This is a genomic window from Novosphingobium sp. ZW T3_23 (genome assembly GCF_044987305.1).
In the GTDB taxonomy this organism is placed as follows: Bacteria; Pseudomonadota; Alphaproteobacteria; order Sphingomonadales; family Sphingomonadaceae; genus Novosphingobium.
In genome coordinates, this window is the sequence record NZ_JBJDRF010000009.1 from 14,565 (window position 1) to 33,710 (window position 19,146).

Sequence of the window (19,146 nt, forward strand, 5' to 3'; positions counted from 1 at the left end):
GGTCATTCGATACGATAGTCGATAGGCTTGAAGGTCCCGCCATTGCTGGCATAGGCCGAGCAGGCCGTAAGGCCGATGATCAGATCCTGCTCCGCGCGGAACGAGATGCTGTCGCCCGCCCGACTGGGCGGCGGCAGGACCGAAATTCCGCCGGTGCTGTCCACCGGGACGTTCATGAAGCAATTGAACGCCACAGGGATGTCGTCAGGCGAAATCCCATGGGGAGCCAGGCATTCCGCAAGGTTGCCGAAACACCCTCTGTGTTCGGGCTTGTCGGGGTAGAAATGGCGGAACGTATCGACGCTACAGGGCGTGAGCAGGAAGTCATGGCATCCCACGCTGTCATCCTCGATGGTCAGTAGCACGCGAGAGCGGTTGGACCAGATCCGATTGCCACGGGTGAGCCGCAGCGTTTCTTCGTAATCGAAAGTGCGGCCGTTGCTGATCACCTCGCGCACGTCGTCCGCGCAAAAGGCCAGAAGGTCCGACACTTGCGTGCCGAGGGGATCGAGCACGGTCAACAACTGACCACGCCCGAGGGGAAAGGCCGCGCCGCTGCGGGGCATGATGCGATGGGTTCCGCTCATCGCGCGGCCCTCGGGTTCTGGAACGGGCACTGCCATTCCGGGCCTACCAGGCGGCCGCTGTACTGGGCCGCTTCGCTGGTCTCGCCATGCCGCGCGAGCATCGGATTTATGGAGCCGGCCATCTTCACGTCTCGCTCCAGGATGGTCTCGCGGATCTTCTCGTACCGTCCCTGGGATCGAAGCTGCTCGAACTGGTCGTGGAGGTTGAACACCATCACCGGACGCGCGAACCTGCGCGCGGGACGGCTCGCGTTGGGGTGCATGCCCACCACGAAGAACGCCTCTCCCCCGAAGCTCAGCGAGAAATGGGGATCGTCGGGATCGCTGCTCACGCGCTGATCGTAGGGCAACCCCAACCAGGCATCTTTGTCCGAAAGCGACTGAACGCGCTTCCACAGGGCCTGTTCAAAGCGGTCTTCATCGAGCGGCTCGTCATCGGCGAATATGACGGCAAGACTGCGAAACAGCGATGGATCGTCCTGATAACTGGCCGACCAGTCCAACAACCTCTCGTAGATCACGAGATCGTCCCAGCTGCTCTCGATCGAATGGCATACCTCTACCGCGAGCGTTCCCCGCGAGAGGGCGGATTTCGCGCCTACGCAGGGGAAATCCTTTGCTTCGATGAAAGCGCGAAACTGCGCCTCCCAGGCGTCACGGTCGGTTTGGGAAAGCACCTGCTTCCTCTCCAAGGCTGGAACTTCGGACATGGCTGGTAAACTGCACCGCACTTTTCGCGTTCCTTCGCCATTGATCTATGTTTGTGCTTCGCGCCAAAGTATTGCCGACCAAGTGGCGGTTGAAATTAGGGGTGCCGTCGCTCCACCAGCCAGGTCCGCGCTTACTCAGAGCTATTTTCGCGTGATCACCGGCCGCCGCTGAGATCGTTGCCCCGGTCCGCAAACGGCATTGCCGGCTTTATCCCGTCGCCACCGTAGGATAGAGCGCGGCCGGCACCTGCAAGGAAGATTTATGGCTGGAGTTAAGGGTCTGACGAAAGGCGGGCCTCGGCGCGGGCTTTTCGTCGTCACCATACTGACGGGCAGTTTCCTGCTGTTTCTGGTTCAGCCGATGGTGGCCCGCATGGCCCTGCCGCGCCTGGGCGGTGCACCCAATGTGTGGAACAGCGCCATGCTGGTCTATCAGGCGCTGCTTCTGGCCGGCTACGCCTATGCGCATCTGTTGGGGCGGCTGTCGCTGGGGCGGCAGGCTATGGTCCACCTTTCCGTCCTGGTACTGGCCGGCCTCACGCTGCCCGTCGGACTGGCCGATATCCCGATGCCCAAAGGTTGGCCAGAGGCGCTGTGGGTGCCGATACTGCTTGGGATCAGCGTGGGCCCGGTGTTCTTCGCGGTCTCGGCCCAGGCGCCGCTGATGCAGCGCTGGTTCGCGGCCGACCCTGGTGCCGGTGCGCCTTGGGCGCTCTACGCAGCTTCCAACCTGGGCAGTTTCGCCGGATTGCTGGCCTATCCGCTGGCTGCCGAGCCGATGCTTTCGTTGCGCGAACAGAGCCTTGCATGGTCGATCGGCTTCGGCGTGCTGATTATGCTGGTAGCCGTGGCGGCGATCAGCCGCCGTCATCTGTCGCCCGTAGCAGGCGGCCCTGCCGGCGCGTCACGCGAAGTGGAGACGCCCGGGCCCGGCGCAAGGCGGATCGTGCTGTGGCTGGCATTGGCCGCGGTGCCTTCCGGGCTCATGCTTTCCACGACCACCCATCTCACCACGGACATCTTCGCGATGCCGCTGCTTTGGGTCATTCCGCTGGGGCTTTATCTGCTGAGCTTCGTCGTCGCCTTTGCGGACCGCCGCGGAGCGGCGATGGCCGTGGCGGGGATCGCGCCGGTAGTCGTGCTTTTCGCGGGGAGCTACGCCATGCTCTCCAATGGATCGGGAACATTGTGGGTCGCAGGCGGCGCCTGCCTCATGCTGTTCTCCATCGCCACTGCCCTGCACAAGCGGCTGTACGACCTCCGGCCCGGACCGGCACGACTGACGCAGTTCTATCTCGTCATGTCGGCGGGCGGAGCGCTGGGCGGCATGTTCACGGCGCTGATTGCACCGCTGGTGTTCGACTGGGCATGGGAACATCCGCTGCTGGTCGTCGCGGCGGCACTGCTCATGCCGCTCGACCCGCTGCTGCGCTGGCGCAGCGGGGAGGGGATCGAACTCGGCATGGCGCGCCTTGCGCTCCTGCTGCTGCTAGCCTTCGCGGGCTTTCTCGGATGGCAACTCGATCAACACGCCCTGCGCCCGGAGGAGGGACTGAGCGCGGTTCTGCTTACGGTCTTCCTGGTCGGCACGGGTGTTATGGTCATGGCATGGCGCGCGGCCTTCGTGCTGGTGCTTGCCATAGCCATGGTCGCACAAGGCGGGATCTGGACGATCCGCGCCACGCTGGCCGGAGAACGCACGCGCAGTTATTTCGGCATCTACACCGTGCGGGATGCTTCCAACGGCACCTTGCGCACGCTTGCCCACGGAACAACGCTTCACGGCGAACAGTCGCTGGAACCGGGCCGTTCGCGAGAGGCCCTGACTTATTATGGGCCGACTTCCGGGGTAGCGCTGGCGCTTTCCGAGGTTCCTCGACTTGAGGGAGCGGGGGCGCGGGTCGGGGTCGTCGGGCTGGGGACGGGATCCTTGGCGTGTCGCTCCCTGCCGGGCCAACAATGGACCTTCTTCGAGATCGACCCAGTGATCCTGAGCTTCTCGACCGAAGGCAGCTTCACTTTCCTGCGCGATTGCACACCATCCGCGCGTATCGTCCTGGGCGATGCGCGTCTGGAGCTTGCCCGCATGCCTGCCCGCGCTTTCGACGTGCTGGTGATCGATGCCTTCTCCAGCGACGCGATCCCTGTTCACCTCCTCACCAGAGAAGCCTTGCAGGTCTATGTCCGGGCCCTGTCTCCGCAGGGCCTGCTGCTGCTCCACATATCCAACCGATACATCGATCTTGCCCCGGTTGTGGGCGCAAACGCCGCTGCGGTCGGTCTGGGCGCGCTGTCCCGTCTCGACAGCCCGGCTGACAGCGAGCGCTACACCCCGTCACGCTGGATCGCTCTTTCCCGCGACCCGCGAGTGCTGCAACAGCTTGCCCAGGGGAGCCCCGAAACGCCTTGGGGGCCTCTGGACGAGCGTGCGGCACGGGCGTGGACGGACGATTACGCCTCTATCCTGCCTTATGTCCGCTGGGGCCGGCTGACCGGAAATCCGTGATTGCTTGGTGAAAGCCGGTCCGGTCTCGGCGGGTGTGTAGCCAACACCCGCCCGGACGCGCTCGAATCTCGACGATGATTCGCCCATGCCTTTTGGAGCCGGCAGCGATCATCGACCCAAGGCCTCAGCTCTTGCCATCGGCATCAATTACACGTCGCCAGTCCGATGCAAATTACGCGGCCGCGATTGCAGCGGGCGCACGTCTCTCTAATTCAGCAATCACCGCCCGCCACTATCACTGGCGGCAAATATGCGAAATCAGTTAACGCGGTGCCTGTGCTTGCCGCCATATTTCTTTCCGCAGAACTGCTCCAGCTCGCGCATGTCCGAGGCAGCCGCACTCGCAAGTGCACTGGCGCACGGCATATGGCTTTCGACATCGGCGATCCGAGCTTCCACGCGTTCACGCAGTTCTTCGATATCGGCGCGGTTCAGCACGTTCTTTTCACGCAAGTAGCAGATCAGGCTCTGCAACAGGATCATCGCCTTTTCGCCCGAGTCCACTTCAGTCTTCTCGATCATCTCTAGCATCCTCCGCGCGACTTTTTGGAAGGTCGCGTCAAGGACAAGGATGATATGAATCGCAAAGCCTGTCCAGCCCCAGTAGCAACAGTTGCGCAATTTTCGTTCACGCCTCCACCCGCCTTGAGACACAAACGGATCGCCGCGCTATTGGGAACAATATTCTCGGAGAGATCAGCCGGTTAGTTCGGCCATTTCCTTACGTAGGACGGACACGATATGTTCGCGAACGAGCGCGTGCTGCTTGCCCGGCGACAATTCCAGCATGGCAATCATCCCCCAGGACAACAGAAACACGAGGTCCACCACCAAGGATCGACGCTCCAGCGAAGCTTCCGGCGCAAAGGAGGCGAGGGCCTTGTCCAAGCGCTGGCGAACCCGTTCGTCGGCTTTCCGGTTGATGGAGGCGATGATCGGGTTGCGGCCGACTTCGGCAAGGAGTTCCGCCATCAATCGGCGGTCCTCGGTGGAAGGCTCGTCCGAGCAGATGCCTTCGATCCAGCTTGCGACAGCGGCCGTATCTCCCGCCGCCACGGCAGTTTCCAGAGCATCTTCCTCCAGCCAGGCCACGAGATTGGCTTCGCAGATGGCGGCGATGATCGCTTCCTTGTTGGCGAAATCGCGATAGATCTGACCGACCTTGATGCCCGAGGCCAGGGCGATCTGCGCCATGCCGGTGCGATGGAAGCCCTGTTCGACGAACAGTTTCCTGGCCGTATCCAGCAGATGCTCCCGGCGTACCACGGAACGAGCCGCTCGCGACCCGTCCATAATTGTGTCATCTTTCACTGCATCCTCCTCACCTTGCAATCGTTCTAGCGACCCAATACACATCGCGCGAATCAATGAGTGAACATTCACTCACGTTTTAACTCTCATTGCGAGCTTGCTCCATGAAAAAGATCACTCCGGCGTTTGCCTTGCTCCTGACCGCATGTGGCGGCGGGGGAGAACAACAGGCTCCCGCCGGTCCCCCCGAAGTCGGTGTCGTTACCGTCACGGAGGGAGCCGTAACCCTGAGCTCGGAGCTTCCCGGACGCACCACGGCCTATGAAACCGCCGACGTCCGTCCCCAGGTCAACGGTTTGATCCTGGAGCGCCTGTTCCAGGAAGGCGACATGGTTCGAGCCGGGCAGCCGCTCTACCGCATCGACCCGTCGCCCTACGAGGCACAGGTTGCCAGCGCGCGCGCCGCGCTCGTGCGGGCGCGGGCCAACATCGCGAACACCGCCGCCCTGGCGCGCCGCTACGGCGAACTGGTCAAGATCAACGCGATCTCGCGGCAGGAAGCCGAAAACGCCACCGCCAGCGCCGCACAGGCACGGGCAGACGTGGCCGCGCAGGAAGCGGCCTTGCGCAGCGCGCAGATCGATCTCGGCCGCACGACCATTCGCGCGCCGATTTCAGGCCGTATCGGCCGTTCCACCTTCACCACTGGCGCGCTCGTATCGGCCTCGCAAACCGATGCCCTGACCACGATCCAGCGGCTCGATCCCATGTTCGTGGACATCCAGCAGTCCAGCGCCGACGTGCTGCGTCTGCGCCAGCAGCTGCTTTCGGGTGATCTGTCGCGCGGCGGCGGCGCTGCGCGCGTCCAGCTGACGCTGGAGGACGGCAGCACTTATGCCGAAGAGGGCACGCTCAAGTTCACCGACGTGACGGTGGACCCGGCCACGGGCAGCCAGATCGTGCGCGTTCAGTTCGGCAATCCCCGCGGGCTCCTGCTCCCGGGCATGTTCGTTCGCGCCAATCTGGTCGAAGGTACGAAGAGCAATGGCATCCTGGTCCCGCAATCGGCGGTGAGCCGCGATGAGAAGGGCAACCCGACGACGATCGTCATCGGCGGTGGCAACAAGCTGGAGATGCGCAAGCTCACCGCGCCTCGCACGGTCGGCACCAACTGGCTCGTCACCGCCGGGTTGAAGGCGGGCGACAAGGTGGTCGTCGACGGCGCGCAGATGCTCCGGCCCGGCATGCCCGTGAAGCCGGTGGCGGCACAGGCAGCAGCCAAGCCTGCCGGTTCGGCACCTGCCGCCGGGGCATCCGGCCAGCAGGGCCAGAACCCCGCGCAGACACAGAGCGGGCAGGGACAGTAACCGATCATGGCACGCTATTTTATCGACAGGCCCATCTTCGCATGGGTCATCGCCATCGTGCTGATGATGTTCGGCGCGCTGGCGATCCGCAGCCTGCCGGTCTCCCAGTTCCCCGAGATCGCGCCGCCCACCGTGACCATCAGCGCCAACTATCCCGGCGCCGACGCGGAAACGCTGGAACGCACGACCACGCAGATCATCGAGCAGCAGCTCAAGGGCATCGACAACCTGCGCTACTTCTCGGCGCAGTCTTCCTCGGCCGGTAACGTTTCGATCACCCTGACGTTCGAACAGGGTACCGATCCGGACATCGCCCAGGTCCAGGTGCAGAACAAGCTCCAGGCCGCGACCGCGCTGCTCCCGCAGGAGGTCCAGCGCCAGGGCGTTACCGTTGCCAAGTCGGCGGCCAGCTTCCTGCTGGTGGCGGCGATCTATTCGGAAGACGGCAGCCATAACGCCAATGACCTTTCGGACTACCTCGTCAGCCAGGTCCAGGACTCGGTCAGCCGCGTCAACGGCGTGGGCGAACTCCAGATCTTCGGCACCCAGTATGCCATGCGCATCTGGGTTGATCCGCTGAAGCTGCGCAGCTACAACCTGACGATCGCCGATGTCACCGCTGCCGTCCAGGCACAGAACGCGCAGGTATCGGCGGGTCAGATCGGCCAGCTTCCTGCGTCGAAGGAGCAGCAGCTCAACGCCACCGTTTCCGTTCAGTCGCGTCTCCAGACCCCCGAGCAGTTCGGCAACATCCGCCTGCGTCAGGGCCAGAACGGCGCCGTCGTGCGCCTGCGCGACGTGGCGCGCGTCGAACTCGGCGCCGAAAACTACGGCTTCGAGACCGAGTACAACGGCAAGCCCGCTTCCGGCTTCGGCGTCAGGCTGGCGTCTGGCGCCAACGCGCTCGACACCGTCGACCTGGTGAAGGCCGAAGTCGAACGCATCGCCAAGAACTTCCCGCAGGACGTGAAGGTCGTCTATCCTTACGACTCCACGCCGTTCGTTCGCCTCTCGGTCGAGCAGGTGATCCACACCCTGTTCGAAGCCGTCGCGCTCGTCTTCCTCGTCATGTTCCTGTTCCTCCAGAACTGGCGCGCGACGATCATCCCGACGATCGCGGTTCCGGTGGTCCTGCTCGGCACCTTCGGAGTCATGCAGGCGCTGGGTTATTCCATCAACACGCTGACTTTGTTCGGCATGGTGCTAGCCATCGGCCTGTTGGTCGATGACGCCATCGTCGTGGTCGAGAACGTCGAGCGATTGATCCAGACGGAGCACCTCAAACCCAAGGAAGCCGCGCGCAAGTCGATGGACGAGATCAGCGGCGCGCTGATCGGCATCGGCCTGGTGCTCTCGGCGGTGTTCCTGCCGATGGCTTTCTTCGGCGGCTCCACGGGTGTGATCTATCGCCAGTTCTCCATCACGATCGTATCGTCGATGGCGCTGTCGGTGATGGTCGCCCTGATCCTGACGCCGGCGCTCTGCGCCACCATCCTCAAACCGCACGATCCGACCAAGAACGAAGGTAACGGCCTGTTCGCGCGCTTCTTCCGCTGGTTCAACGAGAAGTTCGACCTCGGCACCCAGAAGTACGAGAAGAGCGTTCGCGGCACCGCCCGCAACTGGAAGCGCTCCGGCCTGGTCTATCTGCTGATCGTCGGCGCCATGGCGCTGATCTTCTGGCGACTGCCCAGCGGCTTCCTTCCCGAGGAAGACCAGGGCACGATGTTCGCGCTGGTCCAGGCACCTCCGGGCGCCACGCTGCCCCGAACCCAGCGCGGGCTCGACGTCGTTCGCGATCACTTCCTCAAGAACGAGAAGGCGAACGTGGAGTCCGTCTTCACGATCAGCGGCTTCTCGTTCAGCGGGCAGGGCCAGAATGCGGGCATGGCCTTCATCAAGCTGAGGGACTGGGCAGACCGCAGTGGCGCCGACAACCGTGCGCCGGCCATCATCGGCCGCGCCATGGGCGCCTTCTCGACCTATCGCGACGCGACGATCTTCGCGCTCGTTCCGCCCGCCGTCCAGGAACTGGGCAATGCCACCGGTTTCGACTTGTGGCTGGTGGACCAGAACAACATCGGGCACGAAAAGCTGGTGGCTGCGCGCAATCAGCTTCTGGGCCTCGCCGCCCAGGACAAGCGCGTCGCCCAAGTCCGTCCGGTCAGCCTTGACGATGCGCCGCAGCTCGACGTCAAGATCGATCAGGACAAGGCGGGTGCGCTCGGCCTCGATCTCAGCGCGGTCAACAGCGAAATCTCGACCGCCTGGGGCAGTGCCTATGTGAACGACTTCCTGGACCGCGGGCGCACCAAGCGCGTCTACATCCAGGCGGAAGAAGCCTATCGTTCATCGCCGGAAGCCATCGAGAACTTCTTCGTTCGCGGCAGCGACGGGCAGATGGCACCCTTCGGCGCTTTCTCGACCCTGTCGTGGAAGACGGCGCCGGTGATCCTGACACGCTATAACGGCCGTCCCGCCGTCCAGCTTCAGGGTGCGCCGGGCGAGGGCGTCAGCACCGGCTCGGCGATGGAAGCCATCACCGAGATGCAGCAGAAGCTGCCGCCGGGCACTGCGCTCGAATGGACCGGTCTGTCCTACGAGGAACGGCTGTCCGGAGGCCAGGCACCTGCGCTTTATGCGCTGTCGCTCTTCGTCGTGTTCCTGTGCCTTGCAGCGCTCTACGAAAGCTGGTCGGTGCCCATCGCGGTCATCCTGGTGGTTCCGCTCGGCGTCATCGGTGCGGTGCTTGCCGCCAAGCTCACTGGCCTGAACAACGACATCTACCTCCAGGTCGGCCTGATCACCACGATCGGCGTCGCCGCCAAGAACGCGATCCTCATCGTCGAATTCGCCGAGGAACGCGTGCAGTCCGGCATGAATGCCTTCAGCGCGGCCATCGAGGCGGCAAGGCTGCGCCTTCGTCCGATCCTCATGACCTCGCTGGCCTTCGTGTTCGGCGTGCTGCCGCTGGCCGTATCCAGCGGTGCGGGCGCCGGCGGACAGAACGCCATCGGCCGTGCCGTCGTGGGCGGCATGCTCTCGGCCACCGTCTTCGCGATCTTCCTGGTCCCGATGTTCTTCGTGGTCGTCAGCCGGCTGTTCAAGCACGGGCAGACCGATCGCCACGAGGAAGCTGAAACCCATGTCGAGACCGAAGCCGGTCCTCGCTCCGCCGACGGCACCGAGCCGCAGGGAACCTGAACATGAAAAAGTCCCTTATCGCCCTGATTGCCGGCACGACGATGCTGGCAGGGTGCAACCTGGCGCCTCGTTATGACCGGCCGGTAGGCTCCGTTCCCGCGGCCCTGCCGCAGGGCGGGGTCTACCCGGCGGCAGCCACCGACGCCTTGGACGTAAGCCGCATAGGCTGGCAGGAGTTCTTCCTCGATCCGCGCCTGCGCAAGGTGATCGAGACCGGCCTTGCCAACAACCGCGACTTGCGCGTTGCCGCCGCGAACGTGCTTCAGGCCCGTGCGCAACTGCGCGTGCAGCGGTCTTCGCTGTTTCCCACCGTGAATGCGGGGGGAACGGCGACCTATACCAACAATATTGCCGGAGCCACCGGCGGCACGGGCGGAACCGGAGCCGGTGTGGTCGGATCGCAGGACATCGAGATCTATTCGGCGACGGCCGGCATTTCCGCCTTCGAACTGGATCTCTTCGGGCGCATCCGCAACCTCAGCCGCGCCGCGCAGGAGCAGGTCTTCGCCAGCGAGGAAGCCCAGCGCTCGGCCCGCATCAGCCTGATCGCGGAAATCGCAACCGCCTGGCTGACGATGGCTTCGGACAATGAGCAGCTTCGCCTGTCGCGCGAGACGCTCAAGACCTTCGAGGATACGCTTCACCTGACGCGGGAGCAGTTCCGCATCGGCGTCGGTTCCGAACTGGAGGTCCGGCAGGCGGACACCAACTATCAGTCCGCCGTGAACGACATCGCCGCACTGGAAGCGACCGTCGCTCTCGACCAGAACGCGCTGAACCTGCTGGTCGGCACGACCGTGCCGCAGGAGCAGCTTCCTGCCGGGCTCCCCGACACGCTGGTGACCCGCGACGCGTTGCCGAGCGACGTCTCGTCCGACGTGTTGCTGCGCCGCCCCGACGTGCTGCGGGCGGAACACCAGCTGATCGCCGAGAACGCCAACATCGGCGCCGCACGCGCGGCGTTCTTCCCGACCATCTCGCTGACCGGCACGATCGGCACGATCAGCACCGCCTTGTCGGGCCTCTTCAAGAGCGGCACTTTCACTTATACCGCGTCTCCCGGCGCCTCATTGCCGCTGTTCGACGGCGGTCAGCGGTCGGGTAACCTGGCCTACGCCAAGGCCTCGCAGGTTGCCGCCGTCGCCACATACGAAAAGTCTGTCCAGACGGCTTTCCGCGAAGTCGCCGATGCGCTGGCGCAGCGTGGCAAGATCGGTGACCAGATCCGCGCGCAGACGAACCGTGCACAGTCCGCGCAAGTCGCCGCCCGGTTGTCCGACGCGCGCTTCAAGGCAGGGGTGGATTCGTTCCTGACCTCACTGGACGCACAGCGCACCGCCTATGCCGCAGAGCAGCAACTGGTCACGACGCGGCTGACCCAGGCGAACAACCTGATCGAACTTTACCGTTCGCTCGGTGGCGGACTGGGCGACGAGCCCGCCGCTGGGTCGCGAGAGGGTTCACGCCCGCAAGGCTGAACGACCATGGTTGGCCGGCGAGATCATACTCGCCGGCCAACCAACCGTCGTCATCGACAGGGCCGATCCAGAGATCAAACAGGCCATTGCTTAACATAATACATATTATCAGCTCTAGCTGTATGGTTCCGGACGGGGGTACGATGCCCCTGCCATCCTAAACTTAGATACCCGCTGCCGAATTGTTGCCGCCGCCGCCCGTACGGAAGATGCGGGAACGGGACACGAAGCGCCAGAGCGCGCGCGGATGCCGCAAGGCCAGCGAGGCAAACTCACCCCAGCGGCCTGTCCGGCGCAATTCTCCAAGACGGTGCGAATCCGCATAGAGCACCTGCCACTCCCGACCCTGACGCAATGTCGCCAGCGTTCCGGGCTCCGCGTGGCCGCCGTATTCCGAGATGAGCCGGTCCATGATGTCTACCCGTGTCTGCGGCGTGAACCGGGTACGGGTACCCTGCGAACGCGCGCCACTCACCTGGCCGAGCTGCGTGGTGTAGACGTACCAGGCGCGGCGATCGAGAACGCCGGTCGCGCCCGAAAGCAGGCACCGGGCATAGAGATCGAAATCCTCGGCGAAGCGAAGGCTTTCCGAGTATCGCAGGCTTTCGCCGGTGATGAAGCTGCGGCGCATCATCGGCTTGAGGAAGCCGAACTTCAACGGCGAACCGGGGCGTTCGGCTTCGATCAGGTCCGTGATCGTCACCGACGATATGCCTTCCTCGCGAAACGATCGCCCGGTTTCCCGTCCCGCCTGGTCATCGTAGTAGATCAGTCCGTCGAAGACGAGATCGGCGCGCCGTTCATCGCCCAATGCGCTCATCCGCGCGAGCCGCTCCGGCTTGAACGCGTCGTCGGCATCGAGGATGGCGAGCCATTCTCCCCGGCTCTCGCCTACGCCGATATTGCGGGCGACGCTGGGGCCGCCGTTCTTGGGCGTTTGCAGGCACCGCACACGCGGATCGCGATGCGACCATTCCTGCAATCGTGTGTAGGTGTCATCGGTCGAGCAATCGTCGATGGCCAGCAGTTCCCAGTCCTGTAGCGTCTGGTCGCGCAGGCTGCCGATCGCGCGATCCAGAAACCGGGCGGCGTTGTAGCAGGGCATGATCACCGAAACCTGGGGCATGGTATCTCCGCTTGGTCAGGAATTTCTCTATCGCCGCAGGGTGCGCTTGATCCTGGCGACGCCGCGGTCTCCCAGCAGCCCGAACGCCACCGCCCTCACCAGCCGCTTGGCCGCACCCCCGCCCGTCTCGTTGCGCCTTGCATAGTTGCGCCGGGCAGCGGTGGTGTCGCCTGGCCAGACCATGCGCTGGCCTTCGATGCTCAGCACCGGTCGTTCGCTGAGTTGCGCGATCTCCTGGGCCTGCTTGTCCTCGCTTTCCACGAACAGCCCCGCGCCGGTCTTGACGTAGACCGACGCCTTGAAGCTGGCATGAGCACGCTGGCGCCGACGTTCTTCGGCGGATGGCAGGTCCAGCATCCAGAGGTTTTCGTACTTTACGCCGTTCTGCGCCAGCCACCGTTCGGTTTCCGGCCGGTACTTCTCCAGCCTGCTGGTCACCAGGTGCTTGATCGGCACGTTCGCCCGCAGCAGCGGCTTGGCGGTCAGCAGGAAATCGCGATACTTCTCCCCGTCGTCGTTCTGCGAGCTGTGGGGGTCGTGGCAGAGGATGCCGTCGATATCGAAACAGGCATCGGCTAGGCGCTTGTGGCGCATCAGGTTCCATTCGAAGATGCGCGGAGATGGGACGGCCTCGAAGATCAGGTCGGCATCTTCGTGCGCGGCCCTGGTTCCGTAGACCGCAAGGTAAGTCGCCGGAATGTCGGGGCCGACGGCCCTAACCCGTTCGCGGACCGCCCGCATGGATTCTCCGGAAGCGATGCTGTCGTCGACGATCAGGACGCGCCGCGGCCGAACGTTCTGGTCAATCGTCTCGCGCGCCGTGCGCCCCACCGTGGGGGTGCGCCCCTCCAGATAGCTTTCCAGATCGAGCAGGGGCTTGTGGAGTTGAACCGCCAGGAGATTGGCAGGCAGCAGTCCGCTGCGCGGTATCCCGACGATCAGATCGACGTCTTCCGGTATGGCGTGAGCGTTGAAGAACACGGTCTCTGCCAGATCCGCGAACGAGCGATATTCCATGTCGTCTTCCTCGAAATGGCGGTCAGGATGGCGCGGTGGGCTGGAGGTAGAAGGCCTGCACCCCGGCGCGCACTTCGTCGCTGAGCAGGCTTTCCGCGGTCTGTCGCGCCGCCTCGCCCAGCGTTTGGCGCAAGGCCGCGTCGGCCTTCAGGCGCATGATCAGGTCGTAGGCTTCCTCGGTCGTGTCGAAGAGAAGGCCGTTGAGGCCATTCTCGATCACGGAAGATGCGCCGGACGTGCGATCGGTCACGACCGGAAGACCGCTGGCCATGGCCTCGATGATCACCCTTCCCCACGGCTCGGGCCACAAGGGCGAGGTGCGATAGAAGAAGCAATCGAGGTTGCCCAGAAACTCGGGCGCCTTCACGCTGCCGATGGCGCGCATATGGACATTCCCGGTGTCGAACGAAGCCTCCTGCATGGCGATCGTGGCGCCAAGCACGTCGATCTCGCAGCCTTCCTCGGCCAGCCTTGCATAGAGCGCCATGTCTTCCGGGTGATGCTTTTCCGGCGCATCCCGGCTCAATCGGCCGACGCGCAGGCCATCGCGCCCCGACCTGTCCCGAGGCACGAAGGCATCGAGGTCCACCAGCGAGGGTTCGACAATGCCGCGATAGGGAACCTGATCCGCCAGTTCCTTGGAGCAGAACACGATCTCGGGCTCCAGGCCGCAGGCCTTGCGAATGAGATCGACCCGTTCGGCCAGGCGCTCCGCGTCCGGCGTGTTGTAGGTCAGGATCACCCGGCGGGGCCGCGCCAGTCGGATCCAGTGACCGATGTTGAAGTAGACGCCCACGAACACCAGCGTGCCGCCGCGTGGGAACGACAGCCGACGCGTGTCTATCCCGGACATGCGCACGCCCGCAAAGGCCTGTGACGGCGCCTCGCGGAAATGCCAGACCGTGACATCGGCCGAGGGTTCGAGCTGGCGGTAAAGGCTCACGGTTCGCCATTCGCTGCCACCGGAGGGGTTGAGCATCGGGTTCACGAGATGGATGCGGGGGCTTGCGGTCATGGCGATGCTCAGGCTCCGGCCGAGAGCTTTTTCAGCCGCAGGCCGATCCGGGCCAGCGGCTGACATAGCGGTGACGACAGGCCGAGCAGGATCGCGAATTGCAGCGGATTGTACCAGGGCTGGAAATGCTTCCAGCTCGCAAGCCTGACCCGCTGGCTTTTCGCGGTTCGCAAGGCATATTGATATGTCTCGCGATTGGCGAGCCTGATCAGCAGCTTGCGCGTGGAGGAAGGCTCCGTCGCCTCCAGCTTCACGATGGTGTCGATCATGCAGTGGCAGAGGTTATCGTGCGAAAGCGCGGTCACCATGTTCTGCGAATCCTTGAAGTATACGGCAGTGCGTACGGGGTTCACATGGACCGGGCCCTGACGCGCCAGTCTCAGCCACAGATCCTTGTCTCCCCCCCGGCGGCAACGGTCTTCCGGAAAGAGCCCCGCATCCAGCAGCGCGTTTCGCCTGGCCGCGATGGCCGAGGTCCACACCGGGCACTCTCCCGCATCGAGCCAGGCCTCCACGAAATCGGGAAATGCCAGCAGTCGCTCGCTTCCGCCCGAGCGGCGATAGACGTCGGGGATCGTGCGCCCGCCCGGATGGATCTCGTCGTAGCCGGTGCCGAACATGGCCGTATACGCCGGCGAGGTGCGGATCATGCTATCCAATGTTTCCAGATGGTTATCTGTCCATTCGTCGTCTGCGTCGAGGAAGGCCACATAGTCCGATCGCGCGGTTCGGATCGCCAGGTTGCGCGCCGCGTAACCGCCCGGCCCCGGCGTGCTCCGGGTCAGCACCTGAACCCCGGCATAGCGGCGCGCGATCTGAGGCCCTTCGTCCTTCGATACGTCGTCGACAACGATGATCTCGGCCGGCTGCCTGGTCTGGCGCAGGACGGAATCAAGGGCACGGGCGATGTGCGGACCCTTGTTATGTAATGGAATCACGACACAAATCGATGTCACGCGACCATCCGTCCTTCTGGTGTGGTGCCCCTGTTAGGCAGTGCTTTCAAAGGCGATCAATGACCATAAATAGCTACCGGCGCCTCTCATGAGGCCAGATCAGGAAGCCAGGATCAGCCGGTGGAAGCCACTCCGGGTTTCCTTGCCACCGGCATTTGCAATGGATTGCCGAAGTCTTCCACGAGTGCCGTGACCTGCAGATCGTTTTCGCGGCGGTTGTGATCGTAGAGCCGCTCCTTCTGCGATGAATGCCAGGCGGTCTGGTCGAAGCGCGGCCCCACTTTGCAATAAGGGGTGCCGGCCCGCCTCGCGCACCAGTAGAACCACAAATCGTCGGCCGAAGGCGCATAGTGCTCGAACAGGTCCCGCCTGACCACGTCGGGATGGAGGCCGCCGGGGGGGTAGAGAATGCCGCCGATCCCGGTAGGCATGAGATCGACGCCGGGCATTCTCGCCTGCGGATCCTGAACGTCCCATTCCCAGTCGTGATAGGGTGCTATTTCGCCGCTCTGCCGTTGCTTCAATCGATGCGCGCGATGGCAGGTGATCACCGGCCCCTGCCCGCGCTGCCCTTCGACCAGATCGGTCAGCCAGTCGGGTCGATAGAACACATCGTCGTCGGCAGTGGCGATGTAGGCATCCGGAAAAGCCGGGATCGCGAAAATCAGCTTCTTATAGCTCCGCGCATCGTCGACGACGCGCAGCTCGATCCCGCGATCGAGCAGGTCGTGCACCTTCTTCGGCAAGGCGGCTACGTCGCCTTCCGCGATCCACAGGACGATCCTGTCCGGCAGGGTTTCCTGCCGCAGAAGGCTGCCCAGCGTCAGGTGCAACGTGGCATAGCGCGCCGGATAGGATGTCAGCGACACCACCAACTCGCAGGGAAGCCCGTGAGGCCGGGAAGATGTCACCGGAAATTGGCGCAAATTCTCCCGATACTGGGCCGCGCTCCACAGCCGCGTTGCCACCGGCCGGGGGAGCAGTCTGTTCAAGATGCGCTTTCCAAGGCGGTTCAAATGCTTGTTCCCGGACGATTGGCGATCCATCCGAAGTCTAGAGCATGCCAAAACCGCCCGCCATTATACTCTAGAGACTGTCCGGCGCTCCTGCCGCCGCGCCGATCAGCCGTGCTGGAGCAGCAGTGCGCATCCGCAGTTTCGTGTGGTTTATGCAGGCTCGCCGAGCATCGTGCCACAATGCTCTGACAATGAAGATTTTCCCTTTCCTAACAACGACGGCGACAAGGGGTTAGTGCGGAATCTTAAAGGGTTATCGCGCGATGGAGGCGGGACGACTAGGACGGGAGGCGAATTCCAACGGCACATCGGTGCCCAGGAGAGCCATTTGTGAACAGGGCCAAGGCACTCGAAACCCGTCCCGGCCATAAGCGCATCGCCTGGCTGGAGGCCTGCAAGGGCCTGGGTATCATCCTGCTTGTAGTGCTTCACGTCTGCGCGGATTCCAAATCGTCGATGTCGCCGGAAATCGTATGGTTCCTCCGGCTTTTTCGCATGCCGATGTTCTTCGTCGTATCCGGATTGCTCTTTTCGGTACGACCACCAATGAACTTGGTGGAGAGGAAGTTCCTATCTATTATAGTGCCTTATATAGCGTTTCTTGCTCTTATTCTGGCACTTATCTCGCTGAGATCGATCCTCTTTCACGTCCCCAACCCCTACCTGACGCGTGCGGGCGTGAAGGCCGTGATCTTGGGTGGAGAGTACCTGAAGAGCGATTTCGGCGTGTTCTGGTTCATGACCTGCCTGTTCTTCACGCAGATTCTCTACAACGCGATGCTGCTGCGCTGGAAAACCGCAAGCAATCCGCGGCTCGTCGCCGTGGTGATCCTGATCTATGTCTGCGGTTACGCTCTGTGGCTGGCCGCGCCGGGGTTGCCCACCCCATGGGCGATCGGAGTAGTGCCCTTCGGCCTGCCGTTTCTCTGGTTCGGAAACCTGATGAAGGAAGGCCGTATTGGCCTGCGTGGCGCATGGCTGCTGTGTATTGCGGTCATCGCCGTGTCGCTGATGGCGGGGATATTCGGAACGCACTTCAGAATGGATCTGAAGTATGCGGAGCCCGGCCCGCCGCTTATCGGCATGGCACTGGCGATCGCCATCACCTGGCTGTTCTTTCAGCTTATGAAGGTCATCTGCCTGATACCCTGGCTGCCGCGACCCTTGGAAGTGATCGGCGCATCCTCGATGACCGTGATGTTCCTTCACCAGTTCGTGCACTTCTCGCTGCGCCAAGCTGGTATCGGTTTCGAACCGCTGTTGATCTTCGCGGGTGTGACCGTGCCGATGGTGTTCTGGTTCCTCGTGAGGCAGGCTCCGTGGGCCAGTGCCCTCTTCCTGGGGACAGCAACCCCCGGCGCGGCGCTGCGCCATCTCAGGCTGGGCTAGATCAGGCGTTACCGTTTCGTCGGCGCGTCTCCCAGCCCTTGCGCGCCGCTGCGGAGCGCTGTTCCGAAGATCCTGACTTGTGCGCCTTCCCGCCTCGGGACGCCGAAACATGCGTGTCCGGTTTGCCGCGTCCGGATCCCGATTTGTTTCCTCCGCCGGATTCCTTGTTCACGGTAGCCCAGGCACGACTTTCGGCTTCCTCGTGGCTTACGCCGCGATCTTCGTAACCTTCCTCAATATGCTGTGCCTTGCGTTTCTGCTTGTCGGTATAGCTGCTCTTGTCCCCTCTGGGCATGGATATCCTCCATCTGGACAAAGCTGGGGCCGGACGCGTGCACGCCCGGCCCAGCGCTTCAGGCCGGTGCAATACCCGATGGCGCCACTGGGACTGCCGCTTCCGACCGACTATCGACGCGGACAGGTTCGTCGCGCGAGTAAGTTCCTACCAGCATGCCGGCGGCCAGTACCCGGCCGCTGATGGCGCCGATAACCTCGGACCGACCGGGCGTATCGTCCACATCGATGGCTTCTGACAATGCGAAGAGCTGGAACACATAATCGTGCACACCATGCCCGGGCGGAGGATCGGGCGGAAGCCAACCTTCCAGGAAATAGCTGTTGCGGCCGACGTCCCGGCCATCGGGACCGCCGATCCCGTCCGCAACGATCTCTCCTTCCGCAAGCCGTCGCGCGGTGGGCGGCAGGTTCCAGACCAGCGCGTGCACCAATGGGTTCGGTGCCGGTGCATCGGGATCCTCGACTAGAAGAACGAGGCTCACCGTTCCGGCCGGTACCTCGCCCCATGTCAGCGGCGGAGAGACGCCCTCGCCATCGGCGGTGAAGCGCTGGGCGAGGCGGCCGCCGTTGACGAAGGCCGGGCTGGAAAGATCGATGAACCCGGCATCGCGCGCCACCTCTTCCTGCACGATAGCGAGCTTGGCATGGCCTGCCCGCACATTCGTTATCAGCGCACCGAGCCAGCGGGGAACATGTTCGAGCATAAATTCTCCAGATACTGCGCAGGGGCAACCTGCCCTTCACTTGCTACCCGGCTAGAATGGCCGGTGCCCGATCATTCGCTTTCGAGATCGTCGTCCTCGTCGTCATAGTCCTCGACGGGTTCGTCTTCGTCGATATCCGCGAAATCGAGAGGATCGAGACCCAGTTCGGCAGCCACTTCCAGGCTGGTGGCGACGACTACCAACTCTTCGCCATCGTCTAGCTCTATGACGGTAGTTTCATCCTCGGTGCCCTGCGAGATGTTTACGACATCGGCCGGATCGACCTCGATCTCGTCGCCCTCGGGGGTTTCGAATTTTGCTGTCGGCATGTTGCACTCCTTGTCGAGAGAACCACCGAACTCGTCATTCGCGCGCGGGTTCCCGGCCTGACGATGCGAGTTCGGGCCAATCAATCGCAAGCTGGCCACGCTCCGCATCCCGGCGCGCCAGAATCCAGGCCAGGAACGTTGCCGCTCTGTCCCTCACCGGCTCCGTCACGGGGCTTTCCGTGGAGCAAGGCATG

Annotated in this window: 17 protein-coding genes; 5 read left to right on the forward strand and 12 right to left on the reverse strand. The window is 63.5% G+C overall.

Annotated features, from left to right (window positions below; translation table 11 throughout):
* Window positions 1-2: 2 nt before the first annotated feature.
* Both ACI3K3_RS07420 and gntA read right to left on the reverse strand, forming a co-directional pair.
* Window positions 3-587, reverse strand: a complete 585-nt coding sequence (locus ACI3K3_RS07420) for a DUF1989 domain-containing protein (RefSeq protein WP_404912969.1) — start codon at window positions 585-587, stop codon at window positions 3-5.
* On the reverse strand, window positions 584-1,264 hold the full coding sequence (gene gntA, locus ACI3K3_RS07425) for a guanitoxin biosynthesis heme-dependent pre-guanitoxin N-hydroxylase GntA (protein ID WP_404912970.1): 681 nt from the start codon (window positions 1,262-1,264) through the stop codon (window positions 584-586). The genes ACI3K3_RS07420 and gntA overlap by 4 nt, the downstream gene beginning before the upstream one ends.
* A 295-nt stretch (window positions 1,265-1,559) precedes the next feature.
* On the opposite strand from gntA, the gene ACI3K3_RS07430 reads away from it, so the two are divergent.
* The gene (locus ACI3K3_RS07430) at window positions 1,560-3,803 is read left to right on the forward strand and encodes a spermidine synthase (RefSeq protein WP_404912971.1); all 2,244 of its coding nucleotides are present in this window, start codon (window positions 1,560-1,562) and stop codon (window positions 3,801-3,803) included.
* Window positions 3,804-4,061: 258 nt separating this feature from the next.
* On the opposite strand, the gene ACI3K3_RS07435 is transcribed toward ACI3K3_RS07430, so the two are convergent.
* Entirely contained in the window at window positions 4,062-4,325 is a 264-nt protein-coding gene (locus tag ACI3K3_RS07435) for a hypothetical protein (protein ID WP_404912972.1), read from the reverse strand.
* A 174-nt stretch (window positions 4,326-4,499) separates the two neighbouring features.
* Window positions 4,500-5,171 carry a TetR/AcrR family transcriptional regulator gene (locus ACI3K3_RS07440; protein WP_404912973.1) on the reverse strand — a complete coding sequence of 224 codons (672 nt, stop codon included), beginning with the start codon at window positions 5,169-5,171 and terminating at the stop codon, window positions 4,500-4,502.
* Window positions 5,172-5,218: 47 nt separating this feature from the next.
* Here ACI3K3_RS07440 and ACI3K3_RS07445 point away from each other — a divergent pair, with 47 nt between their 5' ends.
* From ACI3K3_RS07445 to ACI3K3_RS07455, 3 genes are read left to right on the forward strand one after another with little or no spacing between them, the layout of a single operon-like run.
* Window positions 5,219-6,421 (forward strand): efflux RND transporter periplasmic adaptor subunit, encoded by a 1,203-nt coding sequence (locus tag ACI3K3_RS07445; RefSeq protein WP_404912974.1) that lies wholly within the window; start codon window positions 5,219-5,221, stop codon window positions 6,419-6,421.
* A gap of 6 nt (window positions 6,422-6,427) precedes the next feature.
* Entirely contained in the window at window positions 6,428-9,625 is a 3,198-nt protein-coding gene (locus ACI3K3_RS07450; RefSeq protein WP_404912976.1) for an efflux RND transporter permease subunit, read from the forward strand.
* 2 nt (window positions 9,626-9,627) lie between these two features.
* The gene (locus tag ACI3K3_RS07455) at window positions 9,628-11,103 is read left to right on the forward strand and encodes an efflux transporter outer membrane subunit (RefSeq protein WP_404912978.1); all 1,476 of its coding nucleotides are present in this window, start codon (window positions 9,628-9,630) and stop codon (window positions 11,101-11,103) included.
* Between the two features lie 163 nt (window positions 11,104-11,266).
* On the opposite strand, the gene ACI3K3_RS07460 is transcribed toward ACI3K3_RS07455, so the two are convergent.
* The 5 genes from ACI3K3_RS07460 to ACI3K3_RS07480 form a co-directional block, all read right to left on the reverse strand.
* Window positions 11,267-12,229, reverse strand: a complete 963-nt coding sequence (locus ACI3K3_RS07460; protein ID WP_404912979.1) for a glycosyltransferase family 2 protein — start codon at window positions 12,227-12,229, stop codon at window positions 11,267-11,269.
* Between the two features lie 27 nt (window positions 12,230-12,256).
* The gene (locus ACI3K3_RS07465; RefSeq protein WP_404912980.1) at window positions 12,257-13,246 is read right to left on the reverse strand and encodes a phosphoribosyltransferase; all 990 of its coding nucleotides are present in this window, start codon (window positions 13,244-13,246) and stop codon (window positions 12,257-12,259) included.
* Window positions 13,247-13,268: 22 nt separating this feature from the next.
* Window positions 13,269-14,261: a glycosyltransferase family 4 protein gene (locus tag ACI3K3_RS07470; RefSeq protein ID WP_404912981.1), complete on the reverse strand. Its 993-nt coding sequence runs from the start codon at window positions 14,259-14,261 to the stop codon at window positions 13,269-13,271.
* Between the two features lie 8 nt (window positions 14,262-14,269).
* A complete protein-coding gene (locus tag ACI3K3_RS07475; protein ID WP_404912982.1) occupies window positions 14,270-15,217 on the reverse strand; it encodes a glycosyltransferase family A protein in 948 nt (315 codons plus the stop codon).
* A 113-nt stretch (window positions 15,218-15,330) separates the two neighbouring features.
* On the reverse strand, window positions 15,331-16,086 hold the full coding sequence (locus tag ACI3K3_RS07480; protein WP_404912983.1) for a hypothetical protein: 756 nt from the start codon (window positions 16,084-16,086) through the stop codon (window positions 15,331-15,333).
* A 477-nt stretch (window positions 16,087-16,563) separates the two neighbouring features.
* Here ACI3K3_RS07480 and ACI3K3_RS07485 point away from each other — a divergent pair, with 477 nt between their 5' ends.
* The gene (locus ACI3K3_RS07485; RefSeq protein ID WP_404912984.1) at window positions 16,564-17,622 is read left to right on the forward strand and encodes an acyltransferase family protein; all 1,059 of its coding nucleotides are present in this window, start codon (window positions 16,564-16,566) and stop codon (window positions 17,620-17,622) included.
* A gap of 1 nt (window position 17,623) precedes the next feature.
* Here ACI3K3_RS07485 and ACI3K3_RS07490 read toward each other — a convergent pair whose 3' ends face one another.
* The 3 genes from ACI3K3_RS07490 to ACI3K3_RS07500 all read right to left on the reverse strand — a co-directional run bounded on the left by ACI3K3_RS07490 (window position 17,624) and on the right by ACI3K3_RS07500 (window position 18,952).
* Window positions 17,624-17,917 carry a plasmid stabilization protein gene (locus ACI3K3_RS07490; protein WP_404912985.1) on the reverse strand — a complete coding sequence of 98 codons (294 nt, stop codon included), beginning with the start codon at window positions 17,915-17,917 and terminating at the stop codon, window positions 17,624-17,626.
* 58 nt (window positions 17,918-17,975) lie between these two features.
* A complete protein-coding gene (locus tag ACI3K3_RS07495) occupies window positions 17,976-18,623 on the reverse strand; it encodes a YbhB/YbcL family Raf kinase inhibitor-like protein (protein WP_404912986.1) in 648 nt (215 codons plus the stop codon).
* Between the two features lie 71 nt (window positions 18,624-18,694).
* Entirely contained in the window at window positions 18,695-18,952 is a 258-nt protein-coding gene (locus tag ACI3K3_RS07500) for a hypothetical protein (RefSeq protein ID WP_404912987.1), read from the reverse strand.
* Window positions 18,953-19,146: the final 194 nt, after the last annotated feature.

Bases quoted from the DNA above. Each gene is read 5' to 3' on its own strand.
- ACI3K3_RS07420 (WP_404912969.1), bottom strand. From the start codon at position 587: ATGAGCGGAACCCATCGCATCATGCCCCGCAGCGGCGCGGCCTTTCCC.
- ACI3K3_RS07430 (WP_404912971.1), top strand. From the start codon at position 1,560: ATGGCTGGAGTTAAGGGTCTGACGAAAGGCGGGCCTCGGCGCGGGCTT.
- ACI3K3_RS07435 (WP_404912972.1), bottom strand. From the start codon at position 4,325: ATGATCGAGAAGACTGAAGTGGACTCGGGCGAAAAGGCGATGATCCTG.
- ACI3K3_RS07445 (WP_404912974.1), top strand. From the start codon at position 5,219: ATGAAAAAGATCACTCCGGCGTTTGCCTTGCTCCTGACCGCATGTGGC.
- ACI3K3_RS07450 (WP_404912976.1), top strand. From the start codon at position 6,428: ATGGCACGCTATTTTATCGACAGGCCCATCTTCGCATGGGTCATCGCC.
- ACI3K3_RS07455 (WP_404912978.1), top strand. From the start codon at position 9,628: ATGAAAAAGTCCCTTATCGCCCTGATTGCCGGCACGACGATGCTGGCA.
- ACI3K3_RS07460 (WP_404912979.1), bottom strand. From the start codon at position 12,229: ATGCCCCAGGTTTCGGTGATCATGCCCTGCTACAACGCCGCCCGGTTT.
- ACI3K3_RS07465 (WP_404912980.1), bottom strand. From the start codon at position 13,246: ATGGAATATCGCTCGTTCGCGGATCTGGCAGAGACCGTGTTCTTCAAC.
- ACI3K3_RS07470 (WP_404912981.1), bottom strand. From the start codon at position 14,261: ATGACCGCAAGCCCCCGCATCCATCTCGTGAACCCGATGCTCAACCCC.
- ACI3K3_RS07490 (WP_404912985.1), bottom strand. From the start codon at position 17,917: ATGCCCAGAGGGGACAAGAGCAGCTATACCGACAAGCAGAAACGCAAG.
- ACI3K3_RS07495 (WP_404912986.1), bottom strand. From the start codon at position 18,623: ATGCTCGAACATGTTCCCCGCTGGCTCGGTGCGCTGATAACGAATGTG.
- ACI3K3_RS07500 (WP_404912987.1), bottom strand. From the start codon at position 18,952: ATGCCGACAGCAAAATTCGAAACCCCCGAGGGCGACGAGATCGAGGTC.